23 protein-coding genes are annotated in these 22,335 nt (G+C 31.2%); 12 read left to right on the top strand and 11 right to left on the bottom strand.

The annotated features are described in order from the left end of the window. Positions 1-13: 13 nt before the first annotated feature. The 4 genes from V8G69_RS10555 to V8G69_RS10540 are packed head-to-tail and all read right to left on the bottom strand — an operon-like array spanning position 14 to position 3,110. On the bottom strand, positions 14-877 hold the full coding sequence (locus V8G69_RS10555; RefSeq protein ID WP_394881880.1) for a nucleoside phosphorylase: 864 nt from the start codon (positions 875-877) through the stop codon (positions 14-16). Then, complete coding sequence (locus V8G69_RS10550; protein WP_394881879.1) at positions 867-1,808, bottom strand: DUF1835 domain-containing protein; 942 nt, start codon at positions 1,806-1,808, stop codon at positions 867-869. The genes V8G69_RS10555 and V8G69_RS10550 overlap by 11 nt, the downstream gene beginning before the upstream one ends. Positions 1,809-1,811: 3 nt before the next feature. Continuing rightward, positions 1,812-2,138: a translation initiation factor gene (locus V8G69_RS10545; RefSeq protein WP_394881878.1), complete on the bottom strand. Its 327-nt coding sequence runs from the start codon at positions 2,136-2,138 to the stop codon at positions 1,812-1,814. A gap of 21 nt (positions 2,139-2,159) precedes the next feature. Further along, complete coding sequence (locus V8G69_RS10540) at positions 2,160-3,110, bottom strand: isopenicillin N synthase family dioxygenase (protein ID WP_394881877.1); 951 nt, start codon at positions 3,108-3,110, stop codon at positions 2,160-2,162. Positions 3,111-3,243: 133 nt separating this feature from the next. On the opposite strand from V8G69_RS10540, the gene V8G69_RS10535 reads away from it, so the two are divergent. From V8G69_RS10535 to V8G69_RS10525, 3 genes are all read left to right on the top strand, one after another. Then, positions 3,244-5,247, top strand: coding sequence for a thiamine pyrophosphate-dependent enzyme (locus V8G69_RS10535; protein ID WP_394881876.1), 2,004 nt, complete (start codon positions 3,244-3,246; stop codon positions 5,245-5,247). A gap of 138 nt (positions 5,248-5,385) precedes the next feature. Further along, a complete protein-coding gene (locus V8G69_RS10530) occupies positions 5,386-5,865 on the top strand; it encodes an Hsp20/alpha crystallin family protein (RefSeq protein WP_394881875.1) in 480 nt (159 codons plus the stop codon). An 83-nt stretch (positions 5,866-5,948) separates the two neighbouring features. Beyond that, positions 5,949-6,356 (top strand): 3D domain-containing protein, encoded by a 408-nt coding sequence (locus V8G69_RS10525; protein WP_394881874.1) that lies wholly within the window; start codon positions 5,949-5,951, stop codon positions 6,354-6,356. On the opposite strand, the gene V8G69_RS10520 is transcribed toward V8G69_RS10525, so the two are convergent. Next, positions 6,353-6,487, bottom strand: a complete 135-nt coding sequence (locus tag V8G69_RS10520; protein WP_394881873.1) for a hypothetical protein — start codon at positions 6,485-6,487, stop codon at positions 6,353-6,355. The genes V8G69_RS10525 and V8G69_RS10520 overlap by 4 nt on opposite strands. 541 nt (positions 6,488-7,028) lie before the next feature. On the opposite strand from V8G69_RS10520, the gene V8G69_RS10515 reads away from it, so the two are divergent. From V8G69_RS10515 to V8G69_RS10475, 9 genes are all read left to right on the top strand, one after another. Continuing rightward, entirely contained in the window at positions 7,029-7,697 is a 669-nt protein-coding gene (locus tag V8G69_RS10515) for a hypothetical protein (RefSeq protein WP_394881872.1), read from the top strand. A gap of 107 nt (positions 7,698-7,804) precedes the next feature. Beyond that, positions 7,805-9,355: a DEAD/DEAH box helicase gene (locus V8G69_RS10510; RefSeq protein ID WP_394881870.1), complete on the top strand. Its 1,551-nt coding sequence runs from the start codon at positions 7,805-7,807 to the stop codon at positions 9,353-9,355. Between the two features lie 191 nt (positions 9,356-9,546). After that, positions 9,547-9,999, top strand: coding sequence for a cold-shock protein (locus tag V8G69_RS10505; RefSeq protein WP_394881869.1), 453 nt, complete (start codon positions 9,547-9,549; stop codon positions 9,997-9,999). A 50-nt stretch (positions 10,000-10,049) separates the two neighbouring features. Further along, complete coding sequence (ppk2, locus tag V8G69_RS10500; protein WP_394881868.1) at positions 10,050-10,796, top strand: polyphosphate kinase 2; 747 nt, start codon at positions 10,050-10,052, stop codon at positions 10,794-10,796. A 20-nt stretch (positions 10,797-10,816) separates the two neighbouring features. Next, entirely contained in the window at positions 10,817-11,722 is a 906-nt protein-coding gene (locus V8G69_RS10495) for an EamA family transporter (protein WP_394881867.1), read from the top strand. Positions 11,723-11,782: 60 nt separating this feature from the next. After that, positions 11,783-13,330 carry an SDR family NAD(P)-dependent oxidoreductase gene (locus V8G69_RS10490; protein ID WP_394881866.1) on the top strand — a complete coding sequence of 516 codons (1,548 nt, stop codon included), beginning with the start codon at positions 11,783-11,785 and terminating at the stop codon, positions 13,328-13,330. A gap of 72 nt (positions 13,331-13,402) precedes the next feature. Further along, positions 13,403-14,290 (top strand): carbon-nitrogen hydrolase, encoded by an 888-nt coding sequence (locus V8G69_RS10485; protein WP_394881865.1) that lies wholly within the window; start codon positions 13,403-13,405, stop codon positions 14,288-14,290. Further along, complete coding sequence (locus V8G69_RS10480) at positions 14,290-15,318, top strand: agmatine/peptidylarginine deiminase (protein WP_394881863.1); 1,029 nt, start codon at positions 14,290-14,292, stop codon at positions 15,316-15,318. The genes V8G69_RS10485 and V8G69_RS10480 overlap by 1 nt, the downstream gene beginning before the upstream one ends. A gap of 26 nt (positions 15,319-15,344) precedes the next feature. Beyond that, positions 15,345-16,160, top strand: coding sequence for a DMT family transporter (locus V8G69_RS10475; RefSeq protein ID WP_394881890.1), 816 nt, complete (start codon positions 15,345-15,347; stop codon positions 16,158-16,160). On the opposite strand, the gene V8G69_RS10470 is transcribed toward V8G69_RS10475, so the two are convergent. The 6 genes from V8G69_RS10470 to V8G69_RS10445 form a co-directional block, all read right to left on the bottom strand. Then, on the bottom strand, positions 16,153-17,883 hold the full coding sequence (locus V8G69_RS10470) for an APC family permease (RefSeq protein WP_394881861.1): 1,731 nt from the start codon (positions 17,881-17,883) through the stop codon (positions 16,153-16,155). The two genes, V8G69_RS10475 and V8G69_RS10470, sit on opposite strands and share 8 nt — an antisense overlap. 127 nt (positions 17,884-18,010) lie before the next feature. Next, positions 18,011-19,132 (bottom strand): ABC transporter permease, encoded by a 1,122-nt coding sequence (locus tag V8G69_RS10465; RefSeq protein WP_394881860.1) that lies wholly within the window; start codon positions 19,130-19,132, stop codon positions 18,011-18,013. After that, positions 19,132-20,238 (bottom strand): ABC transporter permease, encoded by a 1,107-nt coding sequence (locus tag V8G69_RS10460; RefSeq protein WP_394881859.1) that lies wholly within the window; start codon positions 20,236-20,238, stop codon positions 19,132-19,134. Before V8G69_RS10460 ends, V8G69_RS10465 begins: the two co-directional genes overlap by 1 nt. A gap of 3 nt (positions 20,239-20,241) precedes the next feature. Next, a complete protein-coding gene (locus tag V8G69_RS10455) occupies positions 20,242-20,964 on the bottom strand; it encodes an ABC transporter ATP-binding protein (protein ID WP_394881858.1) in 723 nt (240 codons plus the stop codon). A gap of 3 nt (positions 20,965-20,967) precedes the next feature. After that, complete coding sequence (locus V8G69_RS10450) at positions 20,968-21,870, bottom strand: ABC transporter ATP-binding protein (protein WP_394881856.1); 903 nt, start codon at positions 21,868-21,870, stop codon at positions 20,968-20,970. A 6-nt stretch (positions 21,871-21,876) separates the two neighbouring features. Next, positions 21,877-22,335: an OsmC family protein gene (locus V8G69_RS10445; RefSeq protein ID WP_394881854.1), complete on the bottom strand. Its 459-nt coding sequence runs from the start codon at positions 22,333-22,335 to the stop codon at positions 21,877-21,879.

Raw genomic sequence — 22,335 nt, 5'->3', positions numbered from 1 at the left:
AAATATCTTTTTTCTATATCCTTTCTAATGTGTATTTAATAAGTTTTTCTATAGCAAGACCAGAATTTTTACTGAAAGTACCGTTAGCTCTATTAGCTATTATAGCATTAAGCGATAGTGCTTTATGGCCTAATAATTTTGAAAGTCCATAAATAACTGAAGTTTCCATTTCAAGATTTGTTATACGGAAACCGTTATGATTAAAAGAATCTATTTTATGATTCAATTCTGGGTCTTGCAACGGTAAACGTAACACACGTCCTTGTGGCCCATAAAAACCTCCAGCAGTTGCAGTTATGCCTTTAAAAACTAAATCGCCCTCAAATTTTTTCTCTAAACTTAAATCGTTGGCAATTATTAAAGGTCTTCCTTTGTCTGAGTTCCAATTTGTATGAGCAATAAAGGCTTTTTCAATATCTGGATTGGTAACAGGATTTATTTGGTAAGCATGCAACATAGCATTCAAATCCAAACCATGTGTTGCCATAACAAATGCATCAACAGGAATATCATTTTGTAAAGAACCCGACGTTCCAACTCTAACAATATTCAAGCTCGTCAATTTTTCTTTTGGTTGTCTTGTTTCTAAATCAATATTAACCAAAGCATCTAACTCATTTAAAACAATATCGATATTATCGGGACCAATTCCTGTTGAAATCACAGAAATTCGTTTGCCTTTATAAATTCCTGTTTGAGTTTTAAATTCTCTTTTTTGGATTCCAAATTCAACTGAATCGAAATGCTTTGTTATTTTTTCCACTCGGTCTTGGTCACCAACAAAAATGATGTTTTCAGCAATATTTTCAGGTTTTAAATTCAAATGATAAACACTACCATTTGGATTTAAAATAAGTTCAGATTCTTTAATAGGCATTTTGAATTGTTTTTACGAGTTTGTTTTGTTGTTTGCTAAATTGAAAATCCAGCTTGTTTACACCACCATAAGTGATGGCATTATTGATTTCGAGCGCAAAATTATGTTGACCTAGCAACGCTTCATGACCTTTTCTGTTTAGTTTTATACCATCACTGCTTTCAGAAAAAAACAAGCTTAACGTATTTATAATTCTAGCAAACTGTAGGTCGCCATAACCGTAATAGCCTTGATAATTTAAGGCATATCCCAAAAGATGATTCTTGGATTTTATATCATTATCCCTTACGATTTCCAATAGGTTTCTTTCTAATACGTTCAAACCAGTTACAGAATCTGGAAAGCGCTCTAAATGGGCTTTTAAGCAATTATTTAAATATTTAAAACTTGAACTTTTTACAATATAAGGTTTTAAAAGATTATGATCTTTTCCACAGTAAATATCCCAAATTGATGTGATTAACTCAATGTCTTCCTCTGTAAGCTTAACTTTACTTTTGTAATGAGCACTTAGTTGTCCTTGAGACAATTCAGATAAGCCTTTTAAATTTTTTTCTCCTTCTATTCTTCCACTACAGACTAAATATAATGGCAGATTAATTTTCTTTTGTTGTAATAAATTTATAACCCCAATCATGTTCATGTGGCAAAATAAATCATATTCAAACCAAAGAATAATTTCAGAGTATTTTTCAGTATGATTTAAAACATCAAATTCCTCTTTTATTTCTTCAATATTTAAATCAATATCATAATAATAGTTAAAAAAATTAGCTCTAATTCTTAGGAATTCTTCCGAATTTATATTTGAAATAGTACATCCTTCACAGAGCATTTCTTCCCATGTTAAGATGTCGCCATTATAATCTAAATCTTTTAGAATATTGGTTAAACTATCTCCATTAGTAATATGTAGTGGATAATTTTTCACGGGTTAACCTCCAACACGTTTTACATTAAACCCCATGTTTTTTAGCATTTGCATAATCTTATCGCGATAATCTCCTTGAATAATAATTTTATCATCTTTAAAGCTTCCGCCAACGCTCAATTTTTGTTTAATTTCTTTAGCTAAAAGTTTAAAATCATCATTTGAACCAGTGTAACCTTCCAAAATAGTAATTGGCTTGCCCTTTCTCTTTTCATATTTGCAAATGATTGGTTCTTCTTGCATCCATAAATTATTATTTTTTGAATCACTTGATGTTTCTTCAATAATATGTTCTGGAAACAAATTCTTTAATTGGTCTTGTAAATCCATGATATTCTCCTTTGGAATAGACTATTTTTTTATTAATCCTAACTCAATTAATCTTTCGGTAAGGAATTCGCCAGCGGTGATATCATCAAATTTTTTAGGGTTATTTTCATCAATACAAACATCTAAAACATCTAATTTCATTTCGCTTATTGGATGCATAAAGAAAGGAATTGAATAGCGTGAAGTACCCCAAAGTTCTCTTGGTGGATTTATAACTTGATGGATAGTTGATTTAAGTTTGTTATTGGTATGTCTGGAAAGCATGTCGCCTACATTAATCATAAGTTCATCAGGTTGAGCAATGGCATCAATCCATTCCCCTTTATGATTTTGTACTTGCAAGCCTCTGCCTTGAGCTCCCATAAGTAAGGTTATCAAATTAATATCTCCATGAGCCGCAGCTCTAACGGCTTCTTTCGGCTCTTCAGTTATTGGCGGATAATGTATAGGTCTTAAAATTGAATTTCCATTGATAATATATTTATCAAAATAGGTTTCTTCCAAGCCTAAATGTAAAGCTAAAGCTCTTAGCACATATTTGGCCGTTTTTTCAAGCATTCTATAAGCTTCTTTACCAACTTTATTAAATTCTGGAAGTTCTTCAACTATTACATTGGTTGGGTATTCTTTTTCTAACTTAGGGTTATTTTCAACATATTGCCCAAAGTGCCAAAACTCTTTTAAATCACCTTCCTTTTTACCTTTTGCGCTTTCTTTTCCAAAAGACACATAGCCTCTTTGTCCTCCAATTCCCGGTATTTCATATTTCTGTTTAACTTCAAGTGGTAAACTGAAAAAACTCTTAACTTCAGAATATAAATTTTCAACTAAATCATCTTCCAAAAAATGTCCTTTTAAAGCTACGAAACCTATTTCTTCATAAGCTTTGCCAATTTCTTGAACAAACTTTTGTTTTTTATGATCATCACCCGAAATAAAATCGTTTAAATTAACACTAGGTATACTATTCATTATTTAAATTTTAGCATGATACTATACAAATGTACAAAAAACATTATAAGCTTTTCTCATCATATTTTATTTAACTTTATAAGACAAATAATCAATTTATGGTATATTTGGTGGAGTTGAAAAAACAAATTTTATGTCCACACACGCCTCAATAAACAACATACAATATAATACTCAAAATTTTGATAATGAGACCTTAATACTATTATATAAAAACTTATTAAAGCCAAGATTAATTGAGGAGAAAATGCTCATTCTATTGCGTCAGGGAAAAATAAGTAAATGGTTTTCTGGCATTGGCCAAGAGGCAATTTCGGTAGGAGTAACCATGGCATTAAACAGTTTAGAGTATATTCTACCGATGCACAGGAATTTGGGTGTATTCACAACTAGGGAAATTCCATTATATCGCCTGTTTGCACAATGGCAAGGAAAAGCATCTGGATTCACAAAAGGACGTGACAGATCCTTTCATTTTGGCACTCAAGAATATAAAATTATTGGAATGATTTCTCATTTAGGCCCTCAACTTGGAGTTGCTGATGGTATTGCGTTAGCAAGTAATTTAAATAGCGAAAACAAAGTTACAGCTGTTTTTACCGGTGAAGGAGGTACAAGTGAAGGCGATTTCCATGAAGCTTTAAATGTGGCCTCTGTTTGGAATTTACCAGTAATGTTTTGCGTAGAGAATAATGGCTACGGATTATCGACACCTACAAGTGAGCAGTTTAAATGCGAAAACATTGCAGATAAAGGCATTGGTTACGGCATGGAAAGCCACATAATTGATGGTAATAATATTATTGAGGTTTATACAAAAGTAAATGAGATTGCAGAAAGTATGCGTCAAATGCCTAGGCCTGTTTTATTGGAGTTTAAAACCTTTAGAATGCGTGGCCATGAAGAGGCAAGTGGCACTAAATATGTCCCTCAAGAACTTATGGATGCCTGGGCTTTAAAAGATCCCGTAACTAATTTTGAAGCTTTCTTGTTAAATGAAGGCATTTTAAATTCTGATTTGGAAAAATCAATAAAAGATGATATTCTAAGCGAAATCAATGAGCATTTACATATTGCTTTTGAAGAAGAGGTAATAACTCCAAATGAAACTACTGAATTAAATGATGTTTACAAATCATTTCAATATCAGGAAGTTAAAGAAAATTCAGAAAAAAAAGAAATACGTTTTATTGATGCTATCTCAGAAAGCTTAAAACAAAGTATGGAGTTACATAATGACTTGGTTATTATGGGTCAGGATATAGCAGAATATGGAGGAGCTTTTAAAATTACAGAAGGTTTTGTTGAGCTTTTTGGAAAAGATCGTGTTAAAAATACACCAATTTGTGAATCTTCAATCGTTGAAGTTGGTATGGGACTTTCAATAGCAGGCATGAAAAGTGTTGTTGAAATGCAATTTGCAGATTTTGTATCTTCAGGATTCAATCCTATTGTAAATTATTTAGCAAAGTCCCATTACAGATGGAATCAGCAAGCTGATGTAGTTTTAAGAATGCCTTGTGGTGCTGGTGTTGGAGCAGGACCATTCCATTCACAAACCAATGAAGCTTGGTTTACAAAAACTCCTGGATTAAAAGTTGTTTACCCTGCTTTTCCCTATGATGCCAAAGGGTTGTTAGCAACGGCCATCAATGATCCAAATCCGGTGTTGTTTTTTGAACATAAAGGCTTATACAGAAGTATTAGACAAGAAGTTCCTACAGATTATTATACTTTACCTTTTGGAAAAGCCTCACTTTTAAGAGAAGGAGAGCAGATAACCATTATCAGTTATGGCGCAGCAGTTCATTGGGCTTTAGAAACTTTAGATAATAATTTAAATGTTAATGCAGATGTAATTGACTTACGAACTTTGCAACCATTAGATACCGAAGCCATTTTTGTTTCGGTTAAAAAGACAGGGAAAGCTATCATTTTTCATGAAGATTCTCTTTTTGGAGGCATTGCAAGTGACATTTCGGCATTAATTATGGAGCATTGTTTTGAATATCTTGATGCACCAGTAAAACGAGTTGCTAGTTTAGAAACTCCAATCCCTTTTATAAAGCAGTTAGAAGACCAATATTTACCAAAAAATAGGTTTGAATTGGCTCTTAAAGAACTTCTTGATTATTAGTTAAACTTCTAGTCATCAGACTTTTATTATGAAAAAATGGCAGTTAAATCTGAAATTTTTTCATTTTTTTTTTGTTGGTATTTTATTTGCTATTAATTGATTAAAAAATTAATTGTTTAACATTTAAATTATTTAATTATGAGCACTTTAATTCCAACGATTAAATCAGGTAACAAAAAAACCACTGAATCAAATTTTAATAGATTACCAAGTTTACCATCTTGGTTTGATGATATATTAGGTAAGAGTTTTGGAAACGAATTCATTTCAAACTTTAATACTGGCATTACTTTACCAGCTGTTAATTTAATTAATTTAGATAATGAATTTGTGGTGGAAATGGCCGTTCCTGGTTTTAAAAAATCAGATTTTGATATCAACCTTGATAATGATATTCTTTCTGTTGGAGCTGAATTAAAATCAGAGATTAATGAAGAAAACGAACAATACACAAGAAGAGAGTTTGGTTATTCTTCATTTAAAAGAACCTTTGTAGTACCAGAAACTGTAGAAACAGAAAAAATCTCTGCAGAGTATAACGATGGTATCTTAAAAATCATGCTTCCAAAGAGAGAAGAGGCTAAGAAAAAAGCTGTAAAATCTATTGATATCAAATGATAAAAAAGAGAGTTTAAAACTCTCTTTTTTATTTAAAATATAAAATAAACCATATATTGTATAAAAATTCAAGACTTAATTAAATGGTTTTAAGAGTTTATACAATAATTTTCTTTTTGCTTTTTTTTTATGGCTGCAAAGATGATTTTGAAAAAAATTACGATTGGCATACAATTAAAGTTACTGCAACTGCTTACAATTCTTTAAAAAACCAGACTGATTCAAATCCTCACATTACTGCTTATGGTGATAGCTTAAAACCTGGCATGAAATATATTGCAGTTTCAAATGACCTAATTAAAAAGGGTCTGAAACATGATACACCAGTTAAAATTAGAGGCTTAGAAGGTATTTATTATGTTAAAGATAAAATGCACGGTAGATGGAAAAATCGAATTGATATCTATATGGGCGTTGATGTAAAAGCTGCTAAAACTTGGGGAAGAAAAAAGGTGTCTATACATTATGGTTTACTCAAAGACAAACCTTAATGAGCATATCTTTTTGTGCCCATCCAAATAGCTTCCACTGCATTATTAAAGGCAATTACACGTCTATTAACCAATAAATTTTCGTTTGTTAATCTATTTAAGCGTTTTGATATTTTATTATAAGTTCTCATTTCTTTTTTAATTAAGATTGTTTTTAAAAGACGCTACTTATTTGTAACGTCTTTTTTCATTCCAATTGTAGCTTTTAGAGTTACTTAAACTTCCTGATAATTGGTTGCTGTTTAAAGTTCTCATGATTTCTGTTTTTTGATTTTTTGATTGATGTTTGTTTTTATATACTATTATCTAAATCTTCTTTTACAATTCCAGTTGTAACTTTTTGAATTTTTTAAAGATTCTGATAATCGGTTGCTGTCTAATGTTCTCATGGTTTCTAATTTTTATTTGATTGATTATACTTTATAGACGATCAAAAAATAATTTTGTTACAGTACTATGTATAACACACTAATAAATTAACATTTTTTAACTTAATTATATTAAATAGAGTAGTGGTGATTAAGAATTAAATAGTGAAAAATTTAATATTAGGAATGATTATTGTTAAATGATTGCAAAATAACCAGTAAAGAATTGACGTTGATTAGATAAAAAAATATCTTTGACACAAATTTTTATAGATTAATTGCTTTTGGAAACCATATCTATCAAATGAAAATTAAATTTTTATATATATCCTTTTTTTTAATCTCTTTTGCTATCGATGCGCAAATTGATAGTCAAAAAAAATCCACACCAATACCTGCTATTGAAAGCAAAAAGGATTCTGCAAATACAAGTGTAATTCTTCCTTCAAAAACAAACGGAAATAATAGTTTTAGTGGATTAACACTACCTAAAACAAATTCGGAAATAAATGTTCCCAAAAAGGAATTTACCATGTTTGGTGAAACTTTTGGTAATCCAGGAGAATTATATGAGAAAAGGTTAAATAAAAAAAGTGATGAGATTAAAAATGAAATGTTTTTAGGTACCGTTGGAAGTAAAACTGACGTTTATTTTGGAGATTTCAAGACAAAATCGAAATATGTTTACATAATGTACAGTGATTATGGTGAACAAGATGGAGATTTAATAAATATTTCAGTCAATGACGAAATTATAAATCCCAGAATTTTGTTAACAAACGCTGTTCAAGGATTTAAGTTAGAGTTAAAGGAAGGCTTTAATAAATTAGATTTTTTAGCTTTAAGCGAAGGGTATTTACTACCAAATACGGCATTTTTTAAAGTTGTTGACGATCAGCAAAATATTATAACTTCCAATTACTGGGCGCTTTCTAAAGATGTAAAGGCATCAATTATCATTGTTAAGGAATAGCTAAGTCAAAGTTGCTTAACGCATTAAAAAAAATCTGCACAAAATTTAAAATCATTCGTCATAAACCCTTTAAAGGTGTTATTTTTGCACGCGGTCAAATTTGAAGCATGTCAAAACAAACAGAATTAGAAGAACGTAAAGTTGGTAAGGATTTATATAGTTATCAAAAAGGCGCCATAAGTCAAATTTTTAAACGATTTGAAGAAGCACCAGATGATTATCACTTACTTTATCAGTTACCAACAGGTGGAGGGAAAACGGTTATTTTCTCAGAAATTGTTAGGCAATATTTAAAACATCACAACAAAAAAGTGCTGGTGATGACGCATCGTATTGAACTTTGTAAACAAACATCATCTGTACTTACAGAGTTTGGAGTTGTTAATAAAGTTATTGATAGCAAAGCTAAATTAGATGACCAAAATCAATATAGTTGTTTTGTAGCTATGGTTGAAACACTAAATAACAGACTAAACGACAATAAGTTAGATATTTCTGATATTGGTTTGGTTATTATTGATGAGGCTCACTATAACTCATTTACAAAGCTATTTAAATTCTTCAGTAAGTCTTTTGTTTTAGGTGTTACCGCAACACCTTTAAGTTCAAGTATTGAATTACCAATGACTGATAATTATGATGAATTGATTGTTGGAGAAACCATTGAATCACTTATAGAAAACGGTTTTTTAGCTCGTGCTGAAATGTTTACTTATAATGTAGGTCTAACATCATTGGTTGTAGGTGCAAATGGTGATTATACGGTAAAGTCTTCTGAAGATTTATATACCGATAATGACATGCTTACAAAGTTGTTAAACGCTTATGAAGAACGTTCTAAAGGTAAAAAAACACTTATTTTTAATAATGGTATTAATACCTCTTTGCATGTTTATGACACCTTTAGAGCTGCAGGTTATCCAATAGCACACTTAGATAATACCAACACCAAAAAAGAACGCGCTCTAATATTAAGATGGTTTAAAAAAACTCCTGATGCAATTTTAACATCAGTAAGTATTTTAACAACAGGGTTTGATGAACCAACCGTTGAAAGCATTATTTTAAACAGAGCAACCAAATCGCTAACCTTATATTACCAAATGATAGGGCGTGGGTCGCGTATTTTAAAAAACAAGAAAACCTTTGATGTTATTGACTTAGGTAATAATTTTTATCGTTTTGGTCCTTGGGGTGATAGTTTAGATTGGCAACGTATTTTTAAATCTCCTAATTATTATCTAGATTCTTTATTAGGTGATGAAGAACTTGAAAGTAATTTTAGGTATGAAATGCCAAAAGCATTAAGAGATGAATTCGCAAAGTCAGAGGATGTTTCTTTTAATGTTCATGAAACCTATGTATCTTCTATAAGAAATGGAGAATCATCAAAAGTGGTTTTAGAGCGTTCTATTGAGCAACATGCCAAAATTTGTATTGAAAACAGTGAAGATGTTTATGATGCATTAGGATTAGCAAAAATGTTAGGAGAAGACATTGATTTCAGAATAAATCGCTACACAAAATGTATAAGTAAAAGCACTTTTAACTTTGTTGAATGGTTAAAAGGTGAATACAGAAAAAAATTAAATGCTTATATAAGAGCAAATTTTGATGAGGTTTTTGAATCCATTAACGGATATGCACCAAAAGATTAATTTTTAACTTCAATTTAAATTTTTATTACTAATTTTTTCTTACTTAAAAATTAATTATCTTTACAGCAAATTAGCATGTTAAGGCAATTTTTATATTTTTTCAATTCTTAAATTTTCTTGTTCAAGATTTAAATAAAAATTAAATTCACTGCAATTATATAATAACTTAAAAAAACAGGAAATAAGTAGTAATGGCAAAATCACAAGTCACATTTAATAAAATTGAAAAAGAAAAAAAGCGCTTAAAGAAGCGTGAAGATAAGCAAAAGAAAAAAGATGCCAGAAAAGCAGAATCTAAAGAAAACCCACAAGGAATTCAATTTGCTTATGTTGATTATAATGGTAATTTGACTGATACGCCACCAGATCCTTCTATGAAAGTAAAAGTAGAAGCAGAAAGCATAGAAATTGGTATTCCAAAAAAAGAACATAGAGAAGAAGAAATAGTTCCTGAAAAGCAAGGAAAAGTATCATTTTTTGATAAATCTAAAGGCTTCGGATTTATTATTGACTCAGCTTCACAAGAAAAATATTTTGTTCATATAAGTGGTTTAATTGATGTTATTCAAGAAAACGACAAAGTTACTTACGAACTTGAGCGTGGGCAAAAGGGGATGAATGCCGTTCGTGTAAAAAAGATTTAATATTTATATCTTTGATTTAAAATATTTAATCAAACAAACTTGACTTTTTAGTGGCTTTACATCTTTTAGAACAAGATCAAGAATATATAAATTTACAAACAGAGCTTGTTTGGTTACAACAGCATATTAAAGAGACCAATCAGCGAATTCTCATTATTTTTGAAGGTAGAGATACCGCAGGAAAAGGTGGAGCCATCATGCGTTTTATCCGCTTTTTAAATCCTAGACTGTTTAAAGTTGTAGCGCTTTCAAAACCTACCGAAAAAGAATCTGGTCAGTGGTATTTTCAAAGATATCTTGAGCATTTACCAAGTCCAGGAGAAATAGTCCTTTTTGATAGAAGTTGGTATAATAGAGCCGTTGTTGAACCGGTTATGGGATTTTGCACAAAAAAACAATATAACTTATTCAATAGGCAAGTAGTTTCTTTGGAAAGAATGCTTATTCAAGATGGCATCCATTTGTTTAAATTTTGGTTTTCAATTGATCAAGAAGAGCAAAAAAGAAGACTTGAAGAGCGTGTTCATAACCCATTGAAACAATGGAAATTAAGCAGTGTAGATGTTCAAGCACAATCAAAATGGGAAGAGTTTACATTTTATAAAGAAGCTATGTTTAATAAAACTGCTAAACCTCATTCACCATGGATTGTTGTAAAAGGTAATGAGCGGGATGTAGCCAGAAAGGAAGTCATGCGTTATGTTGTGAACAGGCTGGATTACAATAAAAAAGGACAAACAGGAGAACGATTAACATTGGATTCTAAAATTGTCACAGAAATATTTAACGAGGTTTAATAAATAATCAAAAGTATTCTATGAGCATGCCTCGTAAAACGATTCTCATTATTTTGGCTTTTTTTGCAATTTATGTTATTTGGGGATCTACGTATCTTTTAAATAAAATTGCTGTTACTCAAATTTCACCTTTATTTTTAGCCTCCATTCGTTTTATTTCTGCTGGCTTGTTGATTTTTGGTATTGCAAAATCAATGAAGCTAAGTTTAGCAATAACCAAGAAACAACTTATCAATAGCATTATCGCTGGATTTTTATTTTTAACCTATGGAAATGGTGTGTTTGTTTGGGCTCTTAAATATGTTGATAGTGGCTTTGGGGCTTTAGAAGCATCTATTCAGCCTTTAATGGTATTGATCATGATGCGAATGATTGATGGCAAAAAAATAAAAACTTCATCAGTTATTGGAATTGTTTTAGGGTTTATTGGCATGTATTTATTGGTAAGTCAAAAAGAATTGGTTTACCAAGAGAACAGTATTTTAGGAATCGTCATGATTTTCACATGTGTAATCAGCTGGAGTTTTGGTAGCCTGTTTGTTGCAAAAGCAGAATTACCTTCTAATTTCTTTATTAATACTGGTTATCAAATGCTTTCAGGTGGCATATTACTTTTTATCGTAAGTTTTTCAATTGGTGAAGAATGGTTATCTCCAGTATTATGGACACCTTCAGTTAAATTATCCATGATTCTTTTAATTTTATTCGGAAGTATTGTTGCGTTCACATCTTTCAATTATTTGCTTAAAGTAGTATCTACTGAAAAGGTTTCAACATCAGCTTATGTAAATCCGGTTATAGCCTTACTTTTAGGTTGGTACGTTCTTGATGAAAAAATTACCGGACAATCAATTTTAGCAGCAGCCATTTTGTTAACAGGAGTCTACTTCATCAACTCAAAGAAAAATTTCAGAACTTTAAGATAGTTTGTTTTTTTAGGAAGAAATTAAACTAATTTTGCACTTTTTATATCTATAATTATTGCTATGATTAATGAGAATACGTTTGACTCTGAAATTTCTTCGGAAGAAATAAATAAGTGCATCGACATTTTAGAACGTTTGGTTTCTAACACAAATCAAATTTTTGAAATTCCTGAAGAACAGCGAATAGCTCTAATTAAAGCATCCGGACAATTATCCCGTCCAAACAAGCAGGAATTTATAAAATGGAAAAAGGATGCCAAAAAAACTGAGCGTAGAAAATTAGCAGCAAAAGATAGAACCGCAAGAAAGGAAACTGGCATTAGAAGCGCCAGAGAATCTATAATTTTTCAAGCACCAAAATTGCTTTCAGCAGCAGAATTATCAAATAAAGAAGCGTTAGAATTACAAACACCCAGAAATTGTTATGTCTGTAAAACTGAATTCACAAAACTGCATCATTTTTACGATACCATGTGTACAGAATGTGGTGACTTTAATTATGCAAAACGTTTTCAAACAGCCGATTTAAGAGGTCAAGTAGCAGTTATTACAGGTTCTCGATTAAAAATTGGGTATCACATTACACTCATGTGTTTACGCGCAGGAGCGACAGTAGTTGCAACAACCCGTTTTCCTGTAGATTCTGCCTTACGTTTTTCAAAAGAACCAGACTTCACAGAATGGGGACATCGATTAAAAATTCATGGACTGGATTTAAGACATATTCCAAGTGTGGAAATCTTCTGTAATTTTATTGAACAAAAGTATGATCGTTTAGATATTCTTATTAATAACGCAGCCCAAACAGTAAGAAGACCAGCTGGTTTTTATGCACATTTAATGCAAAATGAAGAACGTCCAATAGAGTCTTTGCCAAAATTTGCTAAAGATTTACTTTCTGACCACGATAATTGCTTACAAGAATTAAAAGCATTAACCACATCAGTTTCTTCGAACCAAAATATGCCTGTAACATGGCATGGACCAGAACCTGGAATCGGATTGAGAGCATCGGCAAAATTATCTCAAATACCATATAGTTTTGATAACACTTTGGTAGCTAAAGAGGTGTTTCCTGAAGGACAGTTAGATGCAGATTTACAGCAGGTTGATTTACGTAAAACGAATAGTTGGCGTTTAAAACTAGGCGAAATTGAAACTACTGAAATGATTGAAGTGCAATTGGTAAATTCTGTGGCGCCATTTGTTTTATGCAATCGTCTTTCAGAGATCATGAAGAAAGATAATACTGGGAAAAAGCATATTATTAATGTAACTGCTATGGAAGGAAAATTTCATCGTTTCTTTAAGGCTTCACGTCATCCTCACACCAATATGGCAAAAGCTGCATTGAATATGTTAACACACACAGCTTCTGACGATTTATCAAAACATGGAATCTATATCAATGCTGTTGATACAGGTTGGGTTACTGATGAAGATCCGGTTGATTTGGCAAAACATAAAGCAGAAGTCCATGATTTTCAGCCGCCACTAGATATTGTCGATGGTGCTGCTCGTGTTATGGATCCATTGTTTGATGGAATAAACACAGGAAAACATTGGTGTGGTAAATTTTTAAAAGATTATCGTCCGATTGATTGGTAATTCAATGGATTTTTAAATTCAACTTATCTATTCTAATCTAAATAACTATTTTTGTATTCTTAATCGTAACACATGGGAAACAGAACATATAAAATTGCTGTTATTCAGCTTAATTTAAATGACAAACCAGAAAACAATTTAAAAAAATGTTTGAGTTGGGTTAAAGATGCTGCTAAACAAGGTGCAGAAGTCATTTCGTTACCTGAACTATATAGTAGTCATTATTTTTGTCAGAGTGAAGATACAGACAATTTTGCACTGGCAGAACCACTTTATAGCACCTCATTTGATGCATTTAGTGCTTTAGCCAAAGAATTAGGAGTTGTGATTATTGTGCCTTTTTTTGAAAAGCGTATTGCAGGTATTTATCATAATAGTGCCTATATTTTAGATACAGATGGCTCTGAAGCCGGTTTATACCGTAAGATGCATATTCCAGATGATCCACATTTTTATGAAAAGTTTTATTTCACACCAGGCGATTTAGGTTTTAAATCTAACACTACAAAAAAAGGAAATGTTGGTGTACTGATCTGTTGGGATCAATGGTATCCTGAAGCAGCAAGACTTACAGCTTTAAAAGGTGCTGAAGTGCTATTTTATCCAACAGCAATTGGTTGGCATCCAAAAGAAAAAGAGCAATATGGAGAAAATCAATATGGTGCTTGGATGAATGTTATGAAAGGACATGCCGTTGCTAATGGTGTTTATGTTGCAGCAGCCAATAGAATTGGATTAGAAAAATATTTACCAAATACCGACGGAATTCAGTTTTGGGGAGCTTCATTTATTGCTGGCCCACAAGGTGAAATTTTAGCTCAGGCATCACATGATAAAGAAGAAATTCTTATTGCTGAAGTTGATTTGGATTTACAGGAAAATGTTCGTCAAAATTGGCCATTTTTTAGAGACAGACGTATTGATGCTTTTGGCGATATAACTAAAAGAGCCATAGACTAATGAGAAGATTTCCAGCAGAATGGGAAAAGCAACAAGGTTTATTGCTTTGTTTTCCACATAATGGCAATGATTGGCCTGGAAAATATGGAGCTATCCAATGGGCCTTTGTTGAATTCATCAAAAAAGTTGCTCTGGTTGAAACCGTGTTTTTGGTTGCAGCTAACGAAAAGCTAAAAGCAAAAGTTCATGAAATGCTTGAAATGGCTCATGTTAACATTTCTAATATTTCCTTCATCATTCAAAAAACAAATAGAAGCTGGATGCGTGATTCCGGACCTATTATTGTAAAAAACGGTGTTAATCGAGAAGCATTAAACTTTAATTTTAATGGTTGGGCCAAATACAAAAATTTTCAATTAGATAAGCATGTTCCTTTAAAAGTTGCCAATCATTTAAATATCCCATTAACTCAAGTAATGTATAAAGGGAAACCAGTTGTTCTTGAAGGAGGAGCAATTGATGTAAACGGAAAAGGGACGTTGATAACTTCAGAAGAATGCTTATTACATCCAACAATACAAGTAAGGAACAAAAATTTTACTAAGGAAGATTACGAAACCATTTTTAAAGAATATCTTGGAATTACCAATGTTATTTGGGTTGGTGATGGCATAATTGGAGATGATACACATGGACACATTGATGATTTATGCCGGTTTACTAATGAAGACACAATAATTACAGTTGTTGAACCAAATAAAAAAAATAAAAACTATAAAGCCTTACAAGACAATTTAAATCGTTTAAAGAATGCTGTTTTAGAAAACGGTAAACAACCAAATATTGTAGAGCTACCAATGCCAAATACTTTAGAATTTGATGGAATTAATATTCCAGCTAGTTATGCTAACTTTATTATTTTAAATAAATGTGTGTTAGTACCTACGTTTAATGATGCAAATGATAGAATTGCTTTAAACATTATAGCTGGTTGCTTTCCTGACAGAGAAGTTATTGGCATGAGTGCTATTGATTTAATATGGGGATTTGGAACTTTACATTGTCTGAGTCAGCAAATACCAGTTTAGTGGATATAAGAAACGCTATAAAATTCATGATTTTCAGTACTTTGGCATTTGCTTGCATGAATGTTACTGTTAAGTATTTATCAACTATTAATGCTCCTCAAATTGTATTCTTTAGATCAGCTAGTTCATTGTTTTTTACTTTTGGATATCTTCTTAAAAATAAAATTCCTATTTCTGGAAACAATAAAAAGATATTGATTTTAAGAGGTATAGTAGGGGTTACTTCAATGACATTCTTCTTTGCATCAATTAAATACTTATCAGTTGGTACAGCTGTTTCATTACGTTACATAGCACCAATTTTTGCGGCAATTTTTGCCGTATTATTTCTAAAGGAAAAAATTAAACCTTTACAGTGGCTATTTTTTATTATGGCATTTTCTGGAGTTGTTGTTTTAAAAGGTTTTGATACTCATGTAAGTACCTATGGACTTTTATTAGTTTTAATAGCTTCAGTATTTAGTGGCTTTGTATATATTCTTCTTAGTAAAATTGGTAAAAGTGAACATCCTGTTGTTGTTGTAAATTATTTTATGATTATTGCAACTATTGTTGGAGGAGTTTTATCTATTAGCAATTGGACTACTCCTGTTGGAATTCAATGGGTTTTACTACTAAGTTTAGGTGTATTTGGATATTATGGTCAGGTATATATGACTAAAGCTTTTCAATCTGCTCCAACAAATCAAGTAGCTCCACTAAAGTATATAGAAGTTGTATTTACATTAGTTATTGGACTATTTTGGGTTAATGAAGTTTATACCTTTTGGAGTTTATTAGGCATAACCCTAATCATAGGTGGATTGATTTTAAACGTGCTTTATAAAGAGTCTATTAAATAATTAATCGAACTTCACCTAATTCATGTAATTTGTAAGGGAATTTATCACCAGGAGATCCTATAAACATGAAATTTACGGGTATTTTCCAACGTTCTGATAATTCATCTATTTTGTTAGGACCAAAAGCACCAGGTTCTTCAATAAACTCAATAACTATATTAGGATAAGCTCTATCTAATACATGAATATCGTGTACTAAGCTATCGGGCAACTTTTCTCCTTTGTCTATAACATGAACAATTTTAATTCTTCTAGTGTCTTCATTTTCAGAAATATATTGTAACACTTTATTTATTCCTGCAACATTATCTCCTCTTGTGAAAAACACAAATTCTTGAGAGTTAATTTTTCTAATAGCTATATTTAGTTTTCTTTTTGTAGTATTAAAAAACTCTTTATTTGAAGGTGTTATATAATCAAGGAACAATAAAACACCTTTTAAAATTAAAGTTCTATATAACATGAATCCGACAACCAAAAGAGTAGGGACTAAGTATTCTAAGAAAATTGCCAGATAATCAGGATTCAAAGTAACATTTCCTATTAATGCCAGAATTATTCCTGTAATTGCTAATATAACAGCTGGATAACTTGCTCGTTCTGGTCTTGGCAACCGTTCTCTTTTAAATTTCAACAGCAAGTTTCCAATTCCAAATAAAGCCATCACACCTAAAAAAGCTATGGTGTAAACACCTGCAAGCGCTTTTAAGTTTCCTTCGGTAATTAAGAGGACTGATAATGACAATAAAAAGAATAAAATAAATATTAAATATGAGCTGCCTCTTTTATTCTTTTTTAACAGTTCTTTAGGCAATATTCTATCTAACGCCATACGTTCAATTAAACCGCCAACACCAACATATGAAGTCAAAACCGCACCACTTAATACCAAAGCAGCATCTACGGAAACAATAAATAAAAGAATATTTCCTCCTGTTAAATTGCCCATAAAGGATAGGAGTGTCTCTTCATTAGCATCAATAGTAGATAATGGTATAATGGCTAAAGCTAAAAAAGCCAATAACGGATTGAAAACCGTTACTATAATCCACATGTTTTTTAAGGTTTTTGGAAACACACCTTTTTGCTGTTCTTCAACGTAATTGGCAGAACTTTCAAAACCACTAATTCCAAGCATGGCGGCAGCAAAACCAAAAAATAAAGCAGACATTATACCACCTTCGACAGGCGATTTAAAATTGGCTATAAGAGTTTCAAACCCATTATTGAATAAAAAATAAATACTGAACAAACAAAGAATAACCAAAGAGCTTAGATGAAAAATAAATATGGCTATAGCTACTTTTGAGGATTCTCCTATACCTAAAATCACCAAACCCATAAATAAAAGCAACAAAAAAATAGTTGCATAAATCACAGGAATCACGCTCCATAAACTGTGCACGTATTTTATGGCTTCGCTAGCAGAAATCACAGCAGTTGCCATATAAGACAATACCGTTAATGATGCTGCAAAAGATGCAGTGGACTTTTTAGTTGTGTTTAACAAGGCATTATAAGCACCTCCATTTAATGGTAAAGCACCAACAACTTCACCATAAATTTTTCTGAATAAAAATAGAACTACTGAAACTATAAGTAATGAAATCCACGCAAATTGACCAGCATACACTATAGCTAACGCAGATACATATAAACAAGATGAACTTATATCGTTTCCACATATAGCTGTGGCTGCAAGCTCATTAAGCTTTTTTTTCATATTTAAAATTCAAACAAGATTTTAAAAAGTGTTGTAATAAATCTTATTAAAAAGAATTGGTTTTTTAAATATAACATCAATTTTTGAGGTATCGAAATTATTTATGCCGTTAATTATAAATTTAATCTCAAGATGTTTTTTTATAACTCCAAACGGCTAATCCGTTCATTATAAAAGCAAACAGAATTGTTTTTAAAAACTGGGGCAAAATATCAATAAATCCAGAGCCTTTAAGCATTACCATACGCATAACCTCCACAAAATATTTTATTGGATTGAAGTCCGTAATTCTTTGAGCCCAATTTGGCATACTTTCAATGGGAGTGAAGAGCCCGCTCATTAAAATAAAAATTACCATAAAAAACCATGAAATAAACATGGCCTGTTGTTGAGTTTCAGTAAAGTTTGAAATAAAAAGACCAATTCCCAAAATCACCAAAATATAAATTGAAGTATATAAATACATGAGCATTAGGTTACCAACAATAGGAACATTAAAAATTACTTTTGCAATAATTAAACCGACAGTTAGTATTGACAGTCCTAAAACCCAAAAAGGAAAAAGTTTTCCAACAATAAATTGACTTTTTTTGATTGGAGTGACGTTTATTTGCTCCAAAGTTCCGATTTCTTTTTCACGCACAATATTCATCCCCGACAGAAATAAGGTTATCATAGTTACCAATAAAACCAAAATACCAGGAACCATGTAGGTTTTATAATTTAATGTTTTATTGTACCAAAATGATGGAATCGTTAAAATATTGGCAGGAGTAATTTTTGAATCTGAAGGTTGAATAAGTTCAACTTTAACGTTTTTATTAAAATCTTGAATAATCTGATTTACATAGACATTTTCAACTCCAGCAGTTGCACCATCAATAGCATTAATTGTAATGCTTAAATTTGTGTGTTTAACTTTTTGAAGGTCACGTTCAAAATATTTTGGAATTTCTAAAATAACATTAACATCTCCATTTAACATTGCCGATTTTGCTTTCTTTTCAGAAGGAAAATCGGTTATAACATGAAAATATTTTGAAGCTTCAAATTTACTGATCAACTCTCGTGAATATGAAGTATGATCATTATCAATGTATGAAAATTTGATGTTTTTAATATCAAAAGTAGCCGCATTGGATAGAATAAGGAGTTGAATGAATGGCATCACAAAAATGATTGGCAGCATTCCTTTATTTCTAAATATCTGCTTAAATTCCTTTTGAATTATAAATCCAAGTATTTTCATTATTCCAGTCTTATTTTATATTTTTTTGTGCTCAAAACAATGAAAAACAATGTCATAGCCATTAAAACAAGCGTTTCTTTCCATAAATAAGCAATACCTACACCTTTTAGCATAATACCTTTTATAATTACTATAAACCATTTTGCTGGTATGATGTTACTGATAATCTGCAAAGGAAGTGGCATACTTTCAATAGGAAAAATAAACCCTGACAAAATAATTACAGGCAACATTAAACCCATTAACGATATCATCATGGCCGTTTGTTGAGTTGCTGATATTGTTGAAATTAAAATCCCTAAAGCTAACGCAGTAACAATGAATATGACGCTTTCAAAACCTAATAAAATTAAACTTCCTTGAACAGGCATTTTAAAAATGAAAAGGCTTAATAAAATAATAATAGTTGCATTTATTATAGAAATGAAAACATATGGAATAACCTTTCCGGTAATGACCTGAATAGGTTTTAAAGGCGAAACTAAAATGATTTCCATAGTACCTAATTCTTTTTCTCTTGTGATAGAAATTGAAGTCATCATAGCTGAAACCAACATCAAAATAACAGTCATAACACCAGGAACAAACATGAATACGCTTTTTAATTCCGGATTATAAACCATATGGGAAATTGGTATGATCTGATAAGAAATAACGACATCTTTATTGAGTTCTTGGGTGTAAGATTGTATGATGGCATTAATATAATTTGAAATGGTATTAGCTGTATTTGGGTCTGTTGCATCTGTAATTATTTGTACAGTTGCATGACTATTTTTAAGAAGTTTTTTGCTGAAATCTTTTTCAAAAACTAAAACCGCTTTTATTTTCCCCTTTTTAAATACCTTTTCAATATCCGATTCTCGTTCTATAAATTGTTTGATGCTAAAGTAGGAGGAAGCAGAAATTTTATCAATGATTCTATGGGTTGTAATATCTTTTGAATGGTCAAAAATTGCAATATTAACATTATTTATTTCATTAGTAATTGCAAAACCAAAGAGTAAAATCTGAATGATTGGCATTCCTAATAATATAAATAATGAACGTCTATCTCTTATGATGTGATAGAATTCTTTTTTTATGAAAACATAAAATAGTTTCATGCTTTAACCTCTTGCTAATTTTAAAAACACATCGTTCATACTATCAGCCTTATAATGGTTTTTCAAATTCTTTGGTGTATCTAAGGCTTCTATTTTACCATTGACCATAATTGAAACTCTGTCACAATATTCGGCTTCATCCATATAATGTGTTGTAACAAAAATGGTGGTTCCTTGGTTGGCCGCTTTGTAAATCATTTCCCAGAACTGTCGTCTTGTTATGGGGTCAACACCACCTGTAGGTTCATCAAGAAATACAATTTTTGGATTATGTAATAAGGCTACTGAAAATGAAATTTTTTGCTTCCAACCTAATGGCAATGATCCAACTAATTGATTTTCTACTTCTTCAAGGTTTAATTCTTTAATAAGTACTTGAGTTTTTGATTTTATCACTTCTCTTGACAACCCATAAATACCTCCGAAAAAAGTAATGTTCTCTTTTACGGTTAAATCATCATAAAGTGCAAACTTCTGACTCATATAACCAATATTTTTTTTGATACTTTCTCGTTGCTTAAACACATCAAAACCAGCAACTTTAGCTTCACCAGAAGTAGGATTTGAAATGCCAATAAGCATTTTCATTGCTGTAGTTTTACCTGCCCCATTAGCTCCAAGAAATCCAAAAATTTCTCCCTTTTCAACATGAAAGGAAATAGCATTTACAGCAGTAAAATCTCCAAACGACTTTGTTAAATTTTTAGCTTCTATTACTTTTTCCATAAATTATTTTGCTAATGCCATAAATGTGTCTTCAATGGTTTGTTGTGCAATTTCAATAGAAATTTGATTAAGACCTTTAGAAGCTAAATACTCGTGTAATTCTATGGCATCAAAATCATTTCTGCTATCTGTGTAATGCGCAAATTCACCAAAAGGAAACACACTGTGCGTGTATTCATAATGCTTTAAGCTTTCAATTAGTTTGTGCATATTATCTGCACCAACATTGTAAAGTTTTTTAGGAAAATGCTTAACAATGTCTTGTGGTGTATCAATCTCTAAAATTTCTCCATTTTGTATTAAAGCAATTCTATCACATAAAGCAGCTTCGTCCATATAAGGTGTTGAAACCAATATGGTAATGCCTTTTTGCTGTAATCTTTTAAGCATTTCCCAAAATTCTTTGCGTGATACCGGATCAACGCCTGTTGTAGGCTCATCTAAAAACAACACTTTTGGTTTATGGATTAAAGCACAGCAAAGAGCTAACTTTTGCTTCATTCCACCAGAAAGTTTACCTGCTCTACGATTTTTAAAAGGTTCAATTTGAATGTATATGTCCTTTATTAAATGATAATTCTCCTGAATGGTTGTCCCAAAAATAGTGGCAAAAAAACTTAAGTTTTCTTCTACGGTTAAATCCTGATACAATGAGAATTTCCCAGGCATATAGCCAACACAATTTCTTATAACTTTAAAATCATTTATCACATCAAAACCAGCAACATTTGCATTACCAGAATCAGAGATTAAAAGAGTTGTTAAAATTCTGAAAAGTGTTGTTTTTCCTGCTCCATCTGGTCCAATCAAACCAAATAACTCACCTTCATTCACATCAAAAGAAACATCTTTTAATGCCTTAACATTTTTATATGATTTTGATATGTTTGTTACCGAGATACTCACGTGTTGTTAATTTTGAACCGTAATTTTAGGTTCCATAATTACCTTAGAAGTTATAGAATTTGAAATTAAACAAGCCTTTTCAGATTTTTCAAGAATTCGTAATGCACGATCTTTTTGATTTTCGTCTGCAATAAATACTTCTGGATACAGATAAACTTCAGTCATAACAAACTTCCCGTCCACTTGATCTAAAACACCTTTTGAGCTACATTTAAAACTGATAAAATCAAATTTTGAATATTCGGCAATTGCTAAAAAAGTGGTCATTAAACAACTACTAACAGCAGCTGTAAATAAATGCTCTGGAGACCAGATATTTGGCATTCCTTTAGAAAATTCAGGTGGTGTTGCAACCTCTATACAGTTCTTTTCGTTAGTCGAATTATTGTGCAATTCTGGTGAACACATAATGCCTTTTCGGTCATGTTTCCATGCTATGTCAACGTTGTAAAAATGCTTTTCCAT

The organism is Gaetbulibacter sp. M235, assembly GCF_043876835.1.
Classification (GTDB): domain Bacteria; phylum Bacteroidota; class Bacteroidia; order Flavobacteriales; family Flavobacteriaceae; genus Yeosuana.
This window is presented reverse-complemented; position numbering and strand designations above follow the sequence as displayed.